The 18,166-nt window shown below is 44.6% G+C and carries 16 protein-coding genes and 1 pseudogene; 11 read left to right on the top strand and 6 right to left on the bottom strand.

Going from position 1 to position 18,166, the window contains the following annotated elements; genetic code table 11:
* A partial coding sequence (locus H6G48_RS06240; protein WP_479724315.1) for a nuclease/transposase family protein occupies window positions 1-506 on the bottom strand: 506 nt, incomplete at its 3' end.
* A 494-nt stretch (window positions 507-1,000) separates the two neighbouring features.
* Between H6G48_RS06240 and H6G48_RS06235 the strand changes: the two genes are divergently transcribed.
* From H6G48_RS06235 to H6G48_RS06190, 10 genes and pseudogenes are all read left to right on the top strand, one after another.
* Window positions 1,001-2,269 (top strand): hypothetical protein, encoded by a 1,269-nt coding sequence (locus tag H6G48_RS06235; RefSeq protein ID WP_190720171.1) that lies wholly within the window; start codon window positions 1,001-1,003, stop codon window positions 2,267-2,269.
* Between the two features lie 257 nt (window positions 2,270-2,526).
* Entirely contained in the window at window positions 2,527-3,792 is a 1,266-nt protein-coding gene (purD, locus tag H6G48_RS06230; protein ID WP_002758420.1) for a phosphoribosylamine--glycine ligase, read from the top strand.
* A 183-nt stretch (window positions 3,793-3,975) separates the two neighbouring features.
* On the top strand, window positions 3,976-5,202 hold the full coding sequence (locus H6G48_RS06225; protein ID WP_190720168.1) for a glycosyltransferase family 4 protein: 1,227 nt from the start codon (window positions 3,976-3,978) through the stop codon (window positions 5,200-5,202).
* Window positions 5,203-5,538: 336 nt separating this feature from the next.
* Window positions 5,539-7,095 carry a CPBP family intramembrane glutamic endopeptidase gene (locus H6G48_RS06220; protein ID WP_190720165.1) on the top strand — a complete coding sequence of 519 codons (1,557 nt, stop codon included), beginning with the start codon at window positions 5,539-5,541 and terminating at the stop codon, window positions 7,093-7,095.
* 547 nt (window positions 7,096-7,642) lie between these two features.
* Entirely contained in the window at window positions 7,643-8,431 is a 789-nt protein-coding gene (locus H6G48_RS06215; protein WP_190720162.1) for a glycosyltransferase, read from the top strand.
* A gap of 410 nt (window positions 8,432-8,841) precedes the next feature.
* Window positions 8,842-9,417: a Uma2 family endonuclease gene (locus tag H6G48_RS06210; protein ID WP_190720160.1), complete on the top strand. Its 576-nt coding sequence runs from the start codon at window positions 8,842-8,844 to the stop codon at window positions 9,415-9,417.
* A gap of 164 nt (window positions 9,418-9,581) precedes the next feature.
* On the top strand, window positions 9,582-10,250 hold the full coding sequence (locus H6G48_RS06205) for a DUF4145 domain-containing protein (protein ID WP_190720157.1): 669 nt from the start codon (window positions 9,582-9,584) through the stop codon (window positions 10,248-10,250).
* Window positions 10,251-10,441: 191 nt separating this feature from the next.
* Window positions 10,442-10,693, top strand: coding sequence for a hypothetical protein (locus H6G48_RS06200; protein WP_190720154.1), 252 nt, complete (start codon window positions 10,442-10,444; stop codon window positions 10,691-10,693).
* Window positions 10,690-11,043 carry a type II toxin-antitoxin system PemK/MazF family toxin gene (locus H6G48_RS06195; protein WP_039900107.1) on the top strand — a complete coding sequence of 118 codons (354 nt, stop codon included), beginning with the start codon at window positions 10,690-10,692 and terminating at the stop codon, window positions 11,041-11,043. Before H6G48_RS06200 ends, H6G48_RS06195 begins: the two co-directional genes overlap by 4 nt.
* A 115-nt stretch (window positions 11,044-11,158) precedes the next feature.
* Window positions 11,159-11,967 (top strand): annotated as a pseudogene (locus H6G48_RS06190) (DNA adenine methylase).
* Window positions 11,968-12,204: 237 nt separating this feature from the next.
* Here H6G48_RS06190 and H6G48_RS06185 read toward each other — a convergent pair.
* The 4 genes from H6G48_RS06185 to cysK form a co-directional block, all read right to left on the bottom strand.
* Entirely contained in the window at window positions 12,205-13,860 is a 1,656-nt protein-coding gene (locus H6G48_RS06185; RefSeq protein ID WP_190720150.1) for a family 2A encapsulin nanocompartment cargo protein cysteine desulfurase, read from the bottom strand.
* A complete protein-coding gene (locus tag H6G48_RS06180; RefSeq protein WP_002750434.1) occupies window positions 13,853-14,785 on the bottom strand; it encodes a family 2A encapsulin nanocompartment shell protein in 933 nt (310 codons plus the stop codon). Before H6G48_RS06180 ends, H6G48_RS06185 begins: the two co-directional genes overlap by 8 nt.
* Window positions 14,786-14,863: 78 nt before the next feature.
* Entirely contained in the window at window positions 14,864-15,823 is a 960-nt protein-coding gene (epsC, locus tag H6G48_RS06175) for a serine O-acetyltransferase EpsC (RefSeq protein ID WP_190720147.1), read from the bottom strand.
* Window positions 15,820-16,800 (bottom strand): cysteine synthase A, encoded by a 981-nt coding sequence (gene cysK, locus H6G48_RS06170; protein ID WP_190720144.1) that lies wholly within the window; start codon window positions 16,798-16,800, stop codon window positions 15,820-15,822. Before cysK ends, epsC begins: the two co-directional genes overlap by 4 nt.
* A gap of 523 nt (window positions 16,801-17,323) precedes the next feature.
* Here cysK and H6G48_RS06165 point away from each other — a divergent pair.
* Complete coding sequence (locus H6G48_RS06165) at window positions 17,324-17,605, top strand: hypothetical protein (RefSeq protein WP_190720141.1); 282 nt, start codon at window positions 17,324-17,326, stop codon at window positions 17,603-17,605.
* Between the two features lie 219 nt (window positions 17,606-17,824).
* Here H6G48_RS06165 and H6G48_RS06160 read toward each other — a convergent pair.
* Window positions 17,825-18,166, bottom strand: a 342-nt coding sequence (locus H6G48_RS06160) for a transposase (protein ID WP_190720138.1), incomplete at its 5' end; no start/stop codon positions are given.

Genomic DNA, 18,166 nt, shown 5'->3' with positions numbered 1-18,166 from the left:
TGGCAATAATAACCGTCAGCACGTCTAACAACTCTTACCCGTTTAATCTGTTGTTCTGAATAATAAACTAAGGTCTTTTGACTACACCATAAATCAAATTCTCCTGCTTTAAAGCCATCGGTAAATCTGATTTTACGTCGATGATCAGATAGTTTGTAGCCCGTTAGTTTATACTCAACGGAACGGCTAGGCTTTTTGAACCGAGGAAAACCCTTTTTCCCAAGTATCTTAGCATGACAATTCTGGTAAAACCTAGTAATTGATTGCCAGGCTCTATCAGCAGCCGATTGACGAGCTTGAGAGTTTAATTTATTAACCCAAGGGGTCTCTTTATTATTAGCTAGTACCGCACAAAGTTTTTGGAGATCATTGCGGGTTGTTCCTTTATTTTCTATCCAATAACGAACACAAGATTTACGCACAAACTGAGAAGTTTTGATAGCTTCATCAAGCTGGTGATATTGCTCTGGGGTTCCGTTTTTTAGCTTTGCTTCTACGACTAGCATCTAACAATCCACGACCATTGTTTAAATTAATTATAACACAGTTTACCTACAGATGGTAGAATTAAACCGATGCTCCGCGGTTGATATTCTGGTCGGATTTCATCGGGAGCAAAGGTGAGTATCTTGTCGAAAAATGTAGCGGGGGCATTCATCCGACATTTTAGGTAAATTCCGAATTATCTAGAAGATGGATTTAGGTTTAAATGTGACTTAGATCACATACAATCGGGGTTTCCTTTCGCTAACTTAATTAGCAGGGTACGCTGCCTAAATTTTTAGTAATCTGGGCATAGTCCGCAAGCTTGGCCGGGTAAGCCAAGGGGAATTTTCCCAAACTTGCCAAGCTAAAAGGGATCGACTCGATCAGTACAATGACCCAAAATAGGGGCATCCTCAGAAGGGAGCATCTACTATCTAATCACAATTGACCCCTTTATGGTCATAGCCCTAAAATCCATCCGCTTACTGATTTAGGAGGGCTGAATCAAATAACCATGGCTAGTCTAAACACTGGACAAAGACAAACAAGAGACGAAGAACAGCTACTATACGATTATTGGCTCGACCGCGCCAGGACCGATTCCCCCGAGCAATTAATCGAGGATTTTTGTCGTCTGTTTATCGAAGGTGGCGGCTATCGAGAAGCTCCTATTTATTTAGCCCTAGAGCGTCTTGTCAAGGCTAAGGATGCCGAAATTCGTTTTTATCATGTCTTTAACCGCTGCTGTCATATTTTAGTGAATCGATGGCAAACGCAGCCCGCCCATCAGCCAGCAATTCCCGAATTGGTATCGCTACTGGAAAATTTGCCCTCCCCACCTCCTGGACATTACAGCATCCCCAATAATTTGGGCCATCTGGTCAAAAATTTTACCCTCTCGGATGACTACGTTAGGCTGCAGCGTCTGGCGAGAATTATTAGCGGCAAATACAGCGAAAAAACCGCCGCTTCCCTGGGAACCCTGATTAGTCGTTATCCCTATCTCTATGATTACTATTTACTCGGTGATGAAAGTCACCGAGAACAGCGACAAACCGTTAGACGTATTAAGGTGAAAACCGAGAGCCGTTTCGAGGTAAATCTCTCTCGTTATGTCACCTATCAGGTACGTTTGGCACAGGTTGCTCATAGCCCAAAAATCAGGGAAGAAGCGGGGAGAATCATTCAACCGGTAGAAAATCCCACCCTGCTCAATGACAAGGAACTAAATCGCACCCTCAAGTATTATCTGGGGACGGTAGCAGGAAATTATACTCATAAGGCTCTTTCGCAAAATTTTCTGGCGAATACAGTTTATACCCCTACCTATAAAGATTTTAAAAATGACCTCTACGATTATCTGATTACCTCCTTAGACTACTGCAAGGGGCAATTTAACAAAAAACTCGACGATATCCTGCAAAATACTCTACCCCACTGCGATCAACAAAAACCGAGTGAATTTCTCATGCTGCGTACTTCTAGCCAACTGTTAAATTATCTGGTGGTGGAAAGCGGCCAAAAACCCGATCATTACATTTTTATGGATATGATCACCAATATGGGGGTAACTCGGACTGTGGGGTTATTGCTCAAGTTGATTTTGATCTGTCCCAAGGCAAAACCCCACTTAGATAAACGTTTTTCGATTCTATTTAACCACTACGAGAGTTATTCTCGCGATCAAGTGCCTTGGTTGGTTAAATCCCTAGAAAATCTGCAAGTAGCTTTTAGTATTCATTTCGGTCAAGCTGATTTGTCCTGTCTCCGTCAAATCCAGTGATCAGCTGTTCGCTATCTAAATTACTTGTTAAGACTGTCTATGAGAGGGGAAGGGGGGAAGGGGGGAAGTGGGGAAGTGGGGAGATGGGGAGAATAAATAGAAATAATCTGCTGCCTGTGTTCGGCTGATCTCACGGCGGAAGCCTGCCTCCTGAATCCGTCAAATCGATTAAAAAGTTAAGTAATCTCAACTTCTAGCCAATGCTGACCCGGAGCTAGGGGATAATTAAACCATCGTCATTTAGGCTGCGTTTATCCGTGAAAATTATCGTTATCGGCAGTGGTGGTCGAGAACACGCCTTGGCTTGGAAACTGCTGCAATCGCCCGAAGTAGAACAAGTGTTCTGTATTCCAGGTAATGGGGGAACGGCAATTTTACCTCAATGTGAAAATATCCCCATAGCAATGGAGGATTTTGCCGAAATTAGCCGCTTTGCCCGAGAAAATTGCGTCGATCTGGTGGTTGTCGGGCCAGAATATCCCCTCTCCCTCGGCATTACCGATCATCTTCTCGGCCAAGAAATTGCCGTTTTTGGCCCCACACAAACCGGGGCCTTAATTGAATCGAGCAAATCCTGGGCAAAAGAATTAATGAGCGAAGCAGCAGTTATCACCGCCGTCTCGGAAACCTTTACCGATGCAGAATTAGCAAAAACTTATATCCGAGAGCAAGGAGCGCCAATTGTGGTGAAAGCTGACGGATTAGCCGCAGGAAAAGGGGTAATTGTCGCCGAAACCGTAGATACGGCCCTAGAAGCGATCGATGATCTTTTTACCAGTGGCTTTACTAAAGTCGTGGTGGAAGAATTCCTAGAGGGAGAAGAAGTGTCTATCCTCACCCTCACCGATGGGATCAGCTTTCGTTCCCTGCTACCTGCCCAAGATCACAAGCGGATCGGTGAAGGCGATACCGGCAAAAATACCGGCGGTATGGGAGTTTATGCCCCCGCCCCCATAGCCACCGCCGCCATTATCGAAGCGGTAAACCGAGACATCCTCGCCCCCATCGTCGCCACCCTACAAAAACGCGGCATTGACTATCGGGGAGTCCTCTACGCGGGTTTAATGATTTCCCCCGCCGGAGAGCCAAAAGTTCTCGAATTTAACTGTCGTTTTGGCGATCCCGAAACCCAAGCGGTTTTACCCCTACTGGAAACTCCCCTGGCACCGCTACTGCTGGCTTGCGCTCAACAAAAATTAACTGATTTCCCCTCTTTACAATGGCGATCCGGTAGTGCCGTTTGTGTGGTGGCCGCGTCTGCTGGTTATCCCGACCACTACGAAAAAGGCCAGTTAATCACTGGAATTAAGGCAGCTGAAACCGCGGGAGCGATCGTTTTCCACGCCGGCACGGTTTTAAAACACGGCGATATCTTCACCGATGGCGGCCGCGTCTTGGGTGTCACGGCTATGGGAGCTAATTTTAATCAGGCGATCGAACTTGCCTATCAATCGGTGAAAAGGATACACTTTCAGGGCATCTATTATCGTCGTGATATCGGCCACCGGGTAAGGGAAAAATAAGGTTTTGAGGATTAATTTATGAGCCAATTTCCCTTTTTTTCCGCATCTCTCACCGCTAATCCTCACCTGATGCCAAACCTCTTTCTAGGGTCATCCCTGACAAAAGCGCATCTGATTTGTCAAAAAACCAGTAACTATTGATAAAATCATGAAACTGAATCGCCCAACCAAATTGCCATCCCTATGCGAATTTTGCTCTATTCTTATAACTATTATCCCGAACCGATCGGCATCGCTCCCCTGATGACAGAATTAGCGGAAGGATTGGTTAAAAGAGGTCATCAAGTCAGGGTTTTAACCGCTTTTCCTTGGTATCCTAATAGTGAAATCGATCCCGAATACCGAGGAAAAATCTATCTAGAAGAAGAACGAAATGGTGTTAAAATTCAACGTTCCTACGTCTGGGCGCGCCCCGAAAGAAGTTTAAAAAATCGAATTTTCTTTGAATTGAGCTTTGTTTTTTTGAGTTTCTTTCAGGCTCTCAAAGGTGAAAAACCCGATCTAATTTTCTTAACTGTCCCCGGATTACCCGTTTGCGTTCCCGCCGCTTTATTGAGTAAATTATATGGGGTACCGATTATTCTAAATTTACAGGATATTTTGCCCGACGCGGCAGTTCATGTGGGATTATTAACTAATCAGAAAATGATTAAGGTTTTTAGCAGTCTCGAAAAATTTGCCTACAAAACTGCCAGTAAAGTCTCAGTTATTGCCGATGGTTTTACCAAAAATCTCCTCACTAAAAATGTGCCGAGTCAGAAAATTATTGAGATTCCTAATTGGGTCGATGTCAGCTTTATTAAACCTCTGCCGAAAACCAATAATTATTTTCGCCAAGAAAATCATCTTGAGGGCAAATTTGTTGTTTTATATTCTGGCAATATTGCCCTAACCCAACCCCTAGAAACCCTGATCGATGCTGCAGTTAAATTAGTTAGTATCCCTGAGATTAAAGTGGTAATTGTTGGTAAAAAAGAAGCCCTCGATCGCCTAGAAAAGTATCGCCAACAACAGGGGGCGAGTAATGTGCTTTTATTACCCTTTCAACCCCGGGAAAAATTACCAGAAATGTTAGCAGCCGCCGATGTGGGTATGGTGATGCAAAAACATAACGTTATTTCCTTTAATATGCCGTCCAAAATTCAGGTATTATTAGCTAGTGGTCGTGCTATTATTGCTTCTGTTCCCGCCGATGGAACCGCCGCTAGGGCGATCGAGCGTAGTGGTGGTGGTTTGGTGGTTACTCCTGAAGATACAGAGGCATTAGCTACAGCCATTTTAAAGCTATATAAAAACCCAGATTTAGCAACTATACTAGGAGAAAAAGGACGACAATACGCAGAGGAAAATTATGCCTTTGAAAAGACTTTGGATCAATACGAAAAGCTTTTTTCTCAAGTAGTTAGTTAATAGACCTCTTGTAAAAATCAAAAATTGTTGTTAGGGTTAGGAGTCAGTAGCCAGTAGTCAGTAGTCAGGAGAATTAAGAAGGAGCAATAATCAGTTAAATGGTCTATTTACAGACTTTATGCCATTTAATCCTTATTTTTGCCGTTTTTGAACCCTGAAAAATTAATTATGCAAGAGGTTTAATAATTAGGGAATGGGGGAATTCAACTAAAACCCCAACACCCTAAAACCCTAAAACCCTAAAACCCTAAAACCCTAAAACCCCAACACCCTAAAACCCTAATACCTATCCAATCACCCCATCAGCTAACCTCTAACTCCCACTTAACTATTTTCATGTTTGATAATTTCTCAAAAAAACTCCCTTGGCAAAGTCTCAAACAAGCGATCGCTTTTGTCTTAACAATTATTGCTTTAACTCCAGTGGTTACAGCTTTAATTTCTAGTGTTAATCAGCCTCAAATCCAATCGAATATTCAACTATATCAAACCAATCTCAATCTACAAGCTACGACTCTCAGCAGCGATGCTGATCCTAATAGCGAGGAATTTGCTAATCTTAAATTAATTCAAACTTCCCTGATCGGTGAAGATGCTTATACTACTGCTGAGGAACAGTATTTATCCGCCCAGAAAAGTGCCAAAAAAACAATCACCGAACTAAAAAAATCAGCAGTTAATCCCGAACAAAAAAAATCCCTTGAGCGGGAAATCAATTCCCTAAAGGATTTAGAACTGAAATTAAGTCTCATTCAAGCTAGTCAAGGTGACTTGGATTGGGCAAGGCAAATTTGGCAAGACATCAAGGAAAAATCAGAATTTGAGAATTATAAACCTGCTGTTTTAAAAAATGCGCTGCTGTTAGAGGGATTGTACAGTGAACCCCCCCAAATTGCTGCCGATGCGGAAGCGAGAATCGAGCGCAATTTTCAAGGATGGTTTCGTTATACCATTCTGGAAAAATTATATAGTCTCGAAAATCGTCAAGAGGATTTACTCGCTTTAGAGGAAGAACAGAGTGAAGTGGCGGCTAATGCGTTAATTAAACTAATTTTATTGGCTTTTTTGCCTCTTATCGGCGGTTTAATCGGTGTTGTGCTGTTGATCTTTTTATTAGTGCAGTGGCTGCTCCGTCAACAGCGATCGCTGCTCTTTTTAGATGATAGTCTCGCTTGGCAAACTAAGTGGGGAGGAGAAACCCTCTGGTGGGGAATAATTATCGGTTTCTTTTTCGTCGGACAAATTGTTTTACCGGTAATTTTCGTGATTTTATCGAGTTTCTTGAGTCTCAATCCCGAACAATTTAACCTAGAAGCTAAAGCAATATACGTTGTAGTTAGTTATTTAGCCTTAACAGTGAGCAGTTTATCGGTTTTATACCTAGCGATCAAGCCTTTTCGCCCTTTACCTCGCGATTGGTTTCGTTTTAACCTCTTTAGTCCTTGGCTTCTCTGGGGATTGGCCGGCTATTTCGTCGCTTTACCCCTCGTTATTATCGTTTCTTTGCTTAATCAACTAATTTGGCAAGGACAAGGGGGCAGTAACCCGCTGCTGACTTTAGCGCTAGAATCCCAGAATACCTTCGCTTTACTCTGTTTTGCCTTTACTGCTTCCCTTGCCGCTCCTTTTTTCGAGGAAATTGTCTTTCGCGGCTTTTTACTAGCTTCTTTGACTCGTTATCTGCCGGTCTGGGCTGCGATTGCTCTTAGTAGTTTGATTTTCGCCCTTGCTCACCAAAATTTGTCAGAAGTGCTGCCTTTAACCGTCCTAGGTTGTGTTCTTGGCTTTGTTTACACCCGCTCGAAAAATTTATTATCCTCGATGTTGGTTCATAGTCTCTGGAATGGCGGCACCCTGTTAAGTTTATTTTTATTGGGCAGCGGTGCGGGTTAGGTGAAGTCTCTGGTTTTCGGGGTAGTCTAGAGTTGACATCCTCGCCGCACTTTTAGGGCGGCGATTCCTAAACCTCACGATTTAAGTTTCTGCTTCCACCACCGTCGCATACCACAGTTAAAAAACCATGTACTGTCTTACACAGAGTCCACAGACTTTCGCCCCATTTCAGAAGCCCGATTCCGTGTGTCCCACGGTACGTTGACCGCCTATAGCTTCTTGTACTTGTTGCGCGCGACTTTTTACCCGGCCAAGCTTTTCTGGTCGGAACCCCCTAAGCCGAGTTTTCAAGGTGCTGCGCCGTCCACTTGGTTTTCGAGACTGGCCTTTTAATTCTAACGTAAAGCCAACCTAGAACGGCGGGGTTTCAGACCCAAAATTTCCGATGATGACAAATACCCTCCTACTTCATCTTTATGAGAGAAGGCTGTAAAATCAAACTCCTCTACCAAGGCTATCAGGTTCTTATTGAAAAAACTGCTGACTAGATATCCTACAAGACTAATCCATAATTTCGTCGTGAAAATTTTAGTAATATAATTTGATTATGTTAGTTTCAGTTATTACTCCAACCACTGGCAACCCTTTGTTGAAAAAGGCTTTACAAAGTGTACAAGACCAAGATTATGACAATATCGAACATCTGATCGTTATTGATGGCAAGGAGAGAGAAGAGAAAGCCCAAAATATATTGAGCGAGATGCAATTAATTAAGCCAACGCATATCATGTCCTTGCCATATCCGACTGGAAAAAATAGGTACAACGGTCATCGAATTTATGGCTCATCATGCTATATTGCCAATGGCGATTACTTGATTTTTCTTGATGAAGATAACTGGTTTGAACCATTCCATGTATCTTCGTTAGTAGAATCGATACTGCAAGACCAATTAGATTGGGCCTATGCCCTGAGAAACATAGTCGATGAGCAGGGTCAATTTATTGCTCATGATGACTGTGAAAGTTTAGGTAAATGGCCTGCTTATAACGAGCAATATCACCATGTCGATACCAGTTGCTATTGTTTGAAAAAAGAAATAGCTGTTTTCTTATCGCCAATCTGGTATCGAAAATTTAGAGAGCCTGGATTGATGAGTCCTGATATGGCTCTCTGCAATATATTAGTTCAGGATTTTCCTAATTGTGATACAACGGGACTGTACTCAGTAAATTATAGAATTGGGGCGACGGAGCTATCTGTAAAGCCAGAATTTTTCTTGTATGGTAATTCGTTGATGGCGGCGAAATACCCCGATGGCTTTCCTTGGCGAAAAGCTTCATCTATCTCTGCGGTTGACAATACTTTTCTGGAGAATTTAAACTGGTTCTTTTAGAGTAGTTATGATACCAAATCCAGTTATTAAAGACTGATTATTTATTCCTCCAGGATGAGAGCATCTCAAACGCTATTGACAATTGGCCAATTTTGTGATCCGCTTGCTGTGTGAGCATTTCAAGTGATACCAGTCAATCAGAATAGTTACGAAATCGACCCTTTTGGTCGATTTTTGCTTAACAATTGAGATGGCAAATTCTACTCAAATATTCTTGAATCGCCCTCTGGGTAAGCAACTCACATAAAGTTCATTTTGTCAAGGATTGTTAAGATGCGCTTACCCTGTTATTTCCCCTTTTGCCTCTTGCATGAGTGCCTGTCCTCATAAGTAGCCTATACTCAGCGGATTTAGTATGAATATGTCTCTACCGCTATAATGAAGTCACAAAAAAACCTTTGCTTGAACCGATGACGACTTCCTTGACTGAGAGTCTCACCCTTGAAGATTTCCTCAAATTGCCATATTTGGAGGATTCTCCAGCATGGGAATACTTGCATGGAGTCGCAATTCAGAAACCCATGCCTAAGACTCGACACTCTATCCTGCAAAAACGTCTTTTAGCTGAGGTTGACAGCCACACTGTTGATTATACAGCCTTACCTGAGTTGCGATGTACCTTCGGCGGGCGTTCGATCGTCCCTGATGTGGCGGTAATTGCATGGAATCGAATTAATCTGAATCAAGCAGGTGAACCAGAGGACGACTTTATCGAAGCACCTGATTGGACTATCGAAATTCTTTCACCGGATCAAAAGGTAAACCGTGTAATTGACCACATTCTACATTGTTTAAAACATGGCAGTAAATTAGGATGGATGCTTGATCCAGATGATTATTCTGTTTTAATGTTTACTCCCCAACAAGAGCCAGAAGTTTGCCGAGGGGATCACCAGCTTAAGGTAATTGCAGGGGTTCAGTTGACACTGACTCCACAACAAATCTTTGCCTGGCTAAAAGTTAGTCAAGCTAGACAGAGTAAGTAGAAGTCGGGGGAGAAGTACGAGGACTAACTTGGTCGTTAGACGGAATTCAATTCTTTTAAGGTTAAGTAAGTGGTTATAATTAAATTGAAGATAGATTTTGTCTTTGATCCCCCCTGCCTCCTTGATAAGGGTGGTATATGATAATTTTTAACACCTACCTACTTATGACGTTGAAAGAAGTTTTTAAGCAGCGATTTGAAGAGCTAGAGGAGCAAGCATCCCAATTGGAATCTTCTAAAAAAGTTCTCCGAACAGAGATAATTGGCGGCACCAATGAATTCATCGATAGCTACTTACTTTTAAGCTGGAAGGTAAAAGTAAGAAACTTATTGTCTAAAGTTTGTGGTGAAGATTCTCAGTACTTTAAACAATTTGAGTGGGAAGAGAACAGTCCTAGGCATACAACTTATGGGATATTTAAGGCATTTAAAGCGGTATTTTTGGCAGCAAAAGAAGATTTTGAGGGTGGTTATCTCTCGTCTATTAAAACACTGGTTCAAGCCGAAGTTTTTGATTCTGAGCTTGAACAAGCAAATGAGCTTTTTTCTAGTGGTTATTATACCGCTGCGGCTGTGATTGCAGGAGTTGTGTTAGAGACGGCATTGCGAGAGTTATGTGATAGAAGTGGGATTCCGCATGGGAAGTTAGATAAAATGAATTCCGAATTGGCAAAAGCTGGTGTATATAACAAATTGAATCAAAAGCGAATAACAGCGATCGCAGATATTCGTAATAGTGCTGCCCATGGAAAACAGGATGAATTTACAGTTCAAGATGTTTCTGACATGATTAAAGATGTTAGCCGATTTCTTGCCGACTACCTTGTAGATTAGCTTGTCTAACAAGTGGGATAGGAAATTATCGACATTGGGATTTTTCCCTATTGAATTATCACTGAACTGCTCCAACAAGCGATCGCTCAAAACGTCTGAACGTCCTCCCTACCCCGCTACGCACTCAGGGACTCATGGGGGTTTGTTGAAGACGGCTGTTGGCCACGATCTCTTATAATGGGGAAGTCGGAATGTTTTTTCTTCCTATGCCAGTAAGTGCTGAAGCTCTTAAGCAAGACTTGGATCGACTGACTGATAATCAGCTTGAGCAAGTGGCTGATTTTATTGCCTTCTTAAAGTTTCGCAGTCAGCGTCATCAGGCTGTCCTCGATCCCATGCAACTGGCCGATCTGTTTGCGGAGTTTGCTGATCAAGATCGCGCCTTTGCTGAAGAAGGTATGAATGACTATGCAGTAATACTCCATCAAGAAGACCAATCATGACTAATCCTCTGAAACGGGGTGAAGTCTGGTTAGCCGACCTCAATCCAACTCAAGGTTCTGAACAAGCGGGCATTCGTCCCGTCATCATTTTCCAGAATGACCTTGTTTCCCAGTTCTCAACTACGATCATTGCTATTCCGCTCACCACCAACCAACGTCGCGCTGCTTTGCCTATATGCTTACTGATAGAACAGGGTAATGGTGGACTCGGCCAAGATTCTGTTGCCCTATGTTTTCAGATGAGAGTGCTGGATAAAACTCGTTTGATCCGCACACTGGGACAACTGAGTCCCGAAATAATTGCCCAATTGGAAGAAGTGGTTTTGCTAACCTTAGGATACGAGTCCTAAATGTGGAATTAAACGGAATTCTTATGAGTATAGGCTACATATCAGGACAGGCACTCATGCAAGAGGCGAAAGGGGGAATAGATAATCAGTCTTTAATAAACGGATTTAGTATAAAATGTCAACAATTAAAAGTCCCTTGCGTTATCCGGGTGGTAAATCCCGGGCAATTAAGCAAATTCTGCCGCAAATTCCTGTCAATATTAGGGAATATCGAGAACCTTTTTTTGGAGGCGGTTCTGTATTTTTTGCTGTTAAGCAACTCTTTGAACAACAAATAAAAACCTATTGGATTAATGACTTAAATTATGATTTATTTTGTTTCTGGCATGCGCTCAAGAAAATATTGAGTCATTGGTAGCAAAAATAACAGAAATTAAACAGAAATATGATAGCGGAAGAGAATTATTTCAAGATTTGACAAGGGAAGATTTAAAGTTAACCGACTTTGAAAAAGCGGTGCGTTTTTTTATCTTAAATCGGATTACTTTTTCGGGAACAGTGGATTCCGGGGGTTATTCCCAAGCGGCTTTTACCAGTAGATTTACTGATTCATCAATTGCCAGATTAACCCAAATTGCGCCGTTATTAGCATTGGTAAAAATTACTAACCAAGATTACGAAGAATTATTATTTCAAGAGGGAAAAGAAGTTTTTATATTTCTCGATCCCCCCTACTATAGTGCCACAAAATCCCGTTTGTACGGCGTAAGAGGGAATTTACATACCAGCTTCGATCATCAACGTTTTGCCGATAATATGCGTCAATGTCAGGCTAAATGGTTAATTACCTACGATGATTGTCCAGAGATCAGAAAACTCTTTGATTTTGCCCATATTATCGAGTGGAATCTTCAGTATGGCATGAATAATTATAAACAAGGAGCGGCGGCATCTGGTAGAGAATTAATGATCAAAAATTATTAGTGCCAGATTGTAGTGGAGTATTTATCTACCACAATTTAGCCGGCATTATTGATGAAGATTTGGAAAAATCCTCAGCAGCCTTCCTAGTAAAGTCAGACAAATCCGTTTTTAATAGGATGATTAACTCCCAATCCAACTTGAAAAACCCGCTCCCCACCCTCCTATACTTTTTAAATAGGTGGCAGTTCAGGGGGAACTGGAATAGGTGTAGAAGCTGCCGCACCTATTCCAGTCAGTTTATTCGTGTTGCAAACGTTCCAACGCAGCCACCAGCGCATCCACCTCGGCTTTAGTATTGTAGAAAGCCAAGGAAGGGCGCACCGTTGCCTCTAGACCAAAGCGTCGCAGAATGGGTTGAGCGCAGTGATGGCCTGCCCGCACGGCAATCCCTTCCCGATTCAGGGCCTGTCCGATGACTTCCACATCAAATCCCTCCAGCACAAAGGAAAGCACGCCGGCCTTATCGGCTGCCGTCCCAATCAAACGCAACCCCGGAATGGTTGCTAGTCCCGCAGTGGCGTACTCTAGAAGTTCATGCTCGTAATTGGCAATGGTGGCCAAACCAATCTGCTGAACATAATCCAAGGCCGTCCCTAAGCCAACGGCATCGGCAATATTGCCCGTTCCGGCCTCGAAGCGAGTGGGAGCCGCCTGATACACGGTGCGCTCAAACGTCACATCCACGATCATGTTGCCGCCGCCTTGCCAGGGAACCGTGGCATTCAACAGGTCTTCTTGACCATAAAGTACCCCGATCCCTGTCGGACCAAAGACTTTATGTCCGGAAAAGACGAACCAATCACACCCTAATTGTTGAACATCGATCGGAATGTGGGAAACCGATTGAGCGCCATCTAACAAGACTTTAGCTCCGACCCGATGGGCTAAATCAATGATTTGTTTGGCGGGAGTAATGGTTCCCAAGGCATTGGAAACATGGGAAAAAGCCACCAGTTTTGTGCGGGAGTTGAGTAATTGTTGGTACTCTGCCAGTAAAATCTGCCCGTGGTCATCCACGGGGACAACCCGCAACTTTGCTCCCGTTTGGGCGGCTAGTTGCTGCCAAGGCACAATATTGGCATGGTGTTCTAGATGGGTGAGGACAATCTCATCCCCCGCTTGCAGGGTTTGTTGTCCCCAGCTTTTTGCCACCAGATTAATGCCTTCCGTTGTCCCCCGCACGAAAATGATTTCGTTGGCAGATGAGGCATTGAGAAAACGACGTACCGTTTCTCTGGCCGCTTCGTAAGCATCTGTGGAGCGAGCCGCTAATTCATGGGCGGCACGATGCACATTGGAATTTTCATGGCTGTAGAAATGAACGAGGCGATCGATGACTGCTTGGGGCTTTTGAGTTGTTGCGGCATTGTCGAACCAGATCAGTGGTTTGCCATTCACCCGTTCTTGCAGGATGGGAAAATCCAGGCGGATGGTATGAACATCAAAGAAGCTAGGTCTTTGAACGCTTCGCCCGCTTGCCTGGGGGACAAAAAGGGGATCGATCCCCGGTACTTGAACAAGCTGGCCCGGTTTGGCCACTACCGCCGGAAGGTCGGGGATTTTTGTTTCTAACTCTTCAATGAAGTAGAAAGAGGGGGTGGCTAAGGGTACTGCGAAGGGAACTGTGGGCTGTTCGCCCACAGCAGCCGGGGAAGTTGCGGGGGTGGATGGCACCAGATCATCCCGGTCTGTACTCAACCCCTTGGCCCGCGACGCTCCAAGGTCGTGCCGTTGTAGTTCTTGAATTATCGTCTGGGCGAGATGCTCAAGAAGGTCAGGTTGAAATAAGGGGTTAAGAGAAATATTCTCGACCTCAGTTGGGGCAGTCGTGGGCGGGGATACAGAGGGTAGATTCCCCCCCACCTTTTCAGGGATCAGTTCGGGGTTAGTCATAGTCGTAGATGTGGTATTGGTTAACATCAACGTTCTCCAGTACGGCCGCCGCATCGTCGGTCAACACTGCCAACGAACAGTAGAGGGAGACCAGGTAAGAGGCGATCGCCTTGCGACTAATCCCCATAAATCGCACCGACAAACCAACTCCCTGTTGACCGGGTAAATTGGGCTGATAGAGACCGACCACCCCTTGACGGCTTTCTCCTACCCGCAATAACAAAATATTGGTTTTGCCTTGCTCATTCACGGCCAACTTATCGGAAGGAATCAAAGGCACGCCCCGCCAGGTAATAAACTGAGACCCGAATAATGACACCGTAGCGGGGGGTACACCCCGTCGGGTTGCTTCTCGGCCAAAGGCGGCAATCGCTTTAGGATGGGCGAGGAAAAATGCCGGTTCTTTCCACACCTTGACCAGCAACTCATCCAAATCGTCCGGCGTGGGCGCACCATTGCGAGGTTGTACTTTCTGGGAATCAACAATATTGTTCAGCAATCCGTACTCATGGTTGTTGATCAACTCATTTTCTTGACGTTCCTTCAGGGTTTCAATCGTCAGGCGCAATTGTTCATGGATCTGATCGTGGGGACTGCTGTAGAGATCGGACACGCGAGTGTGAACATCCAGTACCGTATTCACCGCACTCAAGAAATACTCCCGGGGGGTCTCTTCGTAATCCACAAAGGTTTCGGGCAGCTCCCGCTCGTCTCGTTCAGAGCAGGCCACCTCAACCCGGGAGGCATCCCTGACTTTATTGAGACGATAAATCCCCGCTTCAACGGGTAGCCAATGCAAGAGGCGAACGAACCACCGGGGTGAAATGGTCAATAACTGAGGAACGGTCTTCGTGGCATTGGCTAACTGCCGAGCGGCAGCATCTCCCAAAGCCAGTTGCAATTCATGATCTTGGGTATAGGTCATTGAGTTAAATCCTCCAATTCAAAAAAAAAAGTAACAAAGCGACTGTTATGGCCGAACATTCACAGTCAGGACAGCCCCTCAAATTCCAGAGCCGTCATCAAACATTTCCTGTCGTAGTTGCGCCTGGGAGACAAAACCCCCCGGCGGCACACTGCGGGTTAACCAAACATTTCCACCGATGGTGGCGCCCCGACCGATAGTTACCCGACCGAGAATCGTTGCACCTGAGTAAATCACCACATCATCTTCAATAATCGGATGACGGGCTTGACCTTTGATCAAACCGCCCGATTCGTCCCGGGGAAAGCTTTTCGCCCCGAGCGTGACCGCTTGGTAAAGACGCACGCGATCGCCAATCACCGTGGTTGCCCCAATCACAACCCCCGTCCCATGATCGATAAAGAAACTATTGCCAATCGACGCGCCGGGGTGAATGTCAATCCCCGTTAAGGAATGGCCAATTTCACTAACAATCCGCGCCAACAAGGGAGAGTCCAACCGATACAGGGCATGGGCAATGCGGTGATAAGTGATTGCCGTTACCCCGGGGTAACAAAACAACACTTCATCTAAATTTCTGGCCGCCGGATCACCTCGATAGGCCGCCGTGATATCCGTTTCCAGTAGAGCTTTCAGATGGGGTAATTGAGTGGCAAAGGCTTGTACCGTCCCTTGGGCGTGCTTCTCAATCTGGTCTGACGACCAGTGCAACTGCGACCCCAGCAACCACTGTTCACGACAAACCTGGTGATGCAGCAGTTGCAAGACTTCATTGAGGGTATGACCGATAAAATAGCGGCTGGATGTTTCGCCTAAATCGGGATTGCCAAAGTGATAGGGAAAAAGAACGGCGCGCAGTCGATCGACAATCCGAAATAAGGCCTCACGGGAGGGCAAGGGGAAATGGCTTCGTGATTGAGACCAACTGTGGAACGACTCGCCACGAGGTTTGGACAATTGAGCGATAATTTCATCGAGATCCAAGGACAAGGTGGGTTGGGAGAGAGCGCCAGAACTGCTCGGATGCTCGCTCGTCATGCCACTAACCCTTGCTCATTAAATACCCCTTGGAACAGGATGGAACTCAAGTACCGTTCTCCGGAATCTGGCAAAATCACGACAATGGTTTTGCCTTGGTGTTCGGGTTGTTGTGCCAAGCGAGCGGCGACGGCGGCGGCGGCACCGCAGGAAATGCCGGAGATAATCCCTTCTTCCTTGGCCAATCGTTGGGCATAAAGAATGGCCTCTTCGTTGGAAACGGTTTCAATCCCATCCACGAGGGATAAATCCAGAACTTCGGGAACAAACCCCGCCCCAATGCCCTGAATTTTGTGAGGGCCAGACTTTAAGGGCTGACCTGCCCGGGCTTGGGATAGTATGGGGCTGGCTTCTGGCTCCACCGCTACCGATAAAATCGGTTTTCCCCGGGTCTTTTTGACATAGCGCGAAACTCCCGTAATGGTTCCGCCCGTTCCCACACCCGACACGAGAATATCGATCGCCCCGTCTGTGTCCTGCCAAATTTCAGGGCCGGTGGTTTCCTCGTGGATGCGGGGATTGGCAGCATTGCGGAACTGTTGCAACAACACATAGCGATCGGGATTAGACGCGGCAATTTCTTCTGCCTTTGCCACTGCTCCGGTCATGCCCTTAGTCCCTTCTGTTAACACCAGATTGGCTCCATAGGCGAGCAACAGTTTGCGCCGCTCCAGGCTCATGGTTTCTGGCATGGTCAGGGTTAGGGGAATCCCCTTAGCGGCGGCTACAAAGGCTAGGGCAATGCCTGTATTGCCACTGGTGGGTTCAACCAGTTCTTTGCCCGGCCCCAATAATCCCCGTTGTTCCGCATCCCAGATCATGGCCGCACCAATACGACATTTGACTGAATAGGCTGGATTGCGACCTTCAATCTTGGCCAGAACCGTGGCGTGACTGTTGCCAACGACTCGATTAAGGCGCACTAGAGGAGTCCGCCCGATCGACAAACTGTTATCTGCGAACCATTTCTTACTCACAAAATGGCAACTCCATGATTAAAATACGACAGTTCACCAGATTGGCTCATCTTGAATTCATTTTAAATTCATTTTGAATCCATTTGAAATTCATTCTAGCCTATGCACTATCAACCTCTGGTCAAGCTAAACAAATCTTTATAATCAAGGGGGGTGGGCGATCGCTGAGGTTGAAGAATCAAGGTATAGGAGGGCGGGAAGTGGAGATAAGGGAGCGGTTTTTCAAGTTGGATTAGGAGTTATACTTGAGACTAAATCCGTTGAGCATAGGCTAGTTATGAGGAGAGGCACTCATGCAAGAGGCACTCATGCAAAGGGGAGAATAAATAATCAGTTTTTAATAACCAGATTTAGTATGATATACGGAGTCGTAAATTGGCGGCGCGAAGCCACACTCCCTCTGGTAGTTGCTAACTCAATCGGGCAAAGAGAAGTCATCAAAACCGTTATTGATACCGGAGAGGCCTGGGTGCTAATATCGAGGCATTGATCATTCAATCGCCTCTACCTGAATCCTAAAGATATGGAGAGTTCAGACAAGGAAGACTACGAAGCAAAAGAAAAAGCCTTTTACAGTGCAATGATAGCTGCATGGCTTACTACAAGGCTTGAACGTGATAAGCAGTTATTAGGTTTGTCAGTTACAGCTATTGGATTGTTGGTTACTTTGCTAAGAACAGTTGGAGTTTCAATCCCTTTACAGATAATCCTTTTTGGTCTTGCACTTTTTGCCTTTCTGATTACTGTAGTTTTAGTCATTTATATTCTGGGCGAGAATTCTACACATATTGAAAAAATATTATGAGGTTCTGAAATTGAAAGCAGAAAATTGATGTGTCTAGATAATTGCCCAATTGGAAGAAGTGGTTTTGCTAACATTAGGATACGAGTCATGAATGTGGAATTAAATGGAATTCTTAAGCAATCCCAAGTTACAGTTGAGGAGTTTATTGAGCATCTCTAGTGTCTAAATAGGGTTTGCTGAAAAAGTCATTGAAAAGTACAGGTCTCTTAATCAATGATTTCACTTAGCTACAAGCATAAGCTTTAGTTGTTGGTTAATTTTTAATTTATAACTTATACTAATCATTAACCGAGAAAAAGTGCTGTTTTTCCATTTCAGACATAAAAAAGCCCAAAAAACCTGCCTCAACAGGTTAGAAAGATTCATGACTAAAAAAGTAATAGCAATCGCTGAAAAGGAAGTATGAGGAAGTTTAGCCATCACTTTACCTAAGCTAAATCTTCTTTTCCCTTGTCCAAATTTGCCCTCTATACAATTCCGAATCCTCTCATCATCAGTAGCTTGTTTCTTTTGTTCTTTACTAACATTTTTGGCTGGTCTTCCTAATGGGGGACCACTGAT

Origin of the sequence: Microcystis flos-aquae FACHB-1344, from assembly GCF_014698375.1 — a bacterium.
Taxonomy (GTDB): Bacteria; Cyanobacteriota; Cyanobacteriia; order Cyanobacteriales; family Microcystaceae; genus Microcystis; species Microcystis aeruginosa.
The sequence above is the reverse complement of the archived record's forward strand: the minus strand, read 5'-3'. Positions and strand labels throughout refer to the sequence as shown.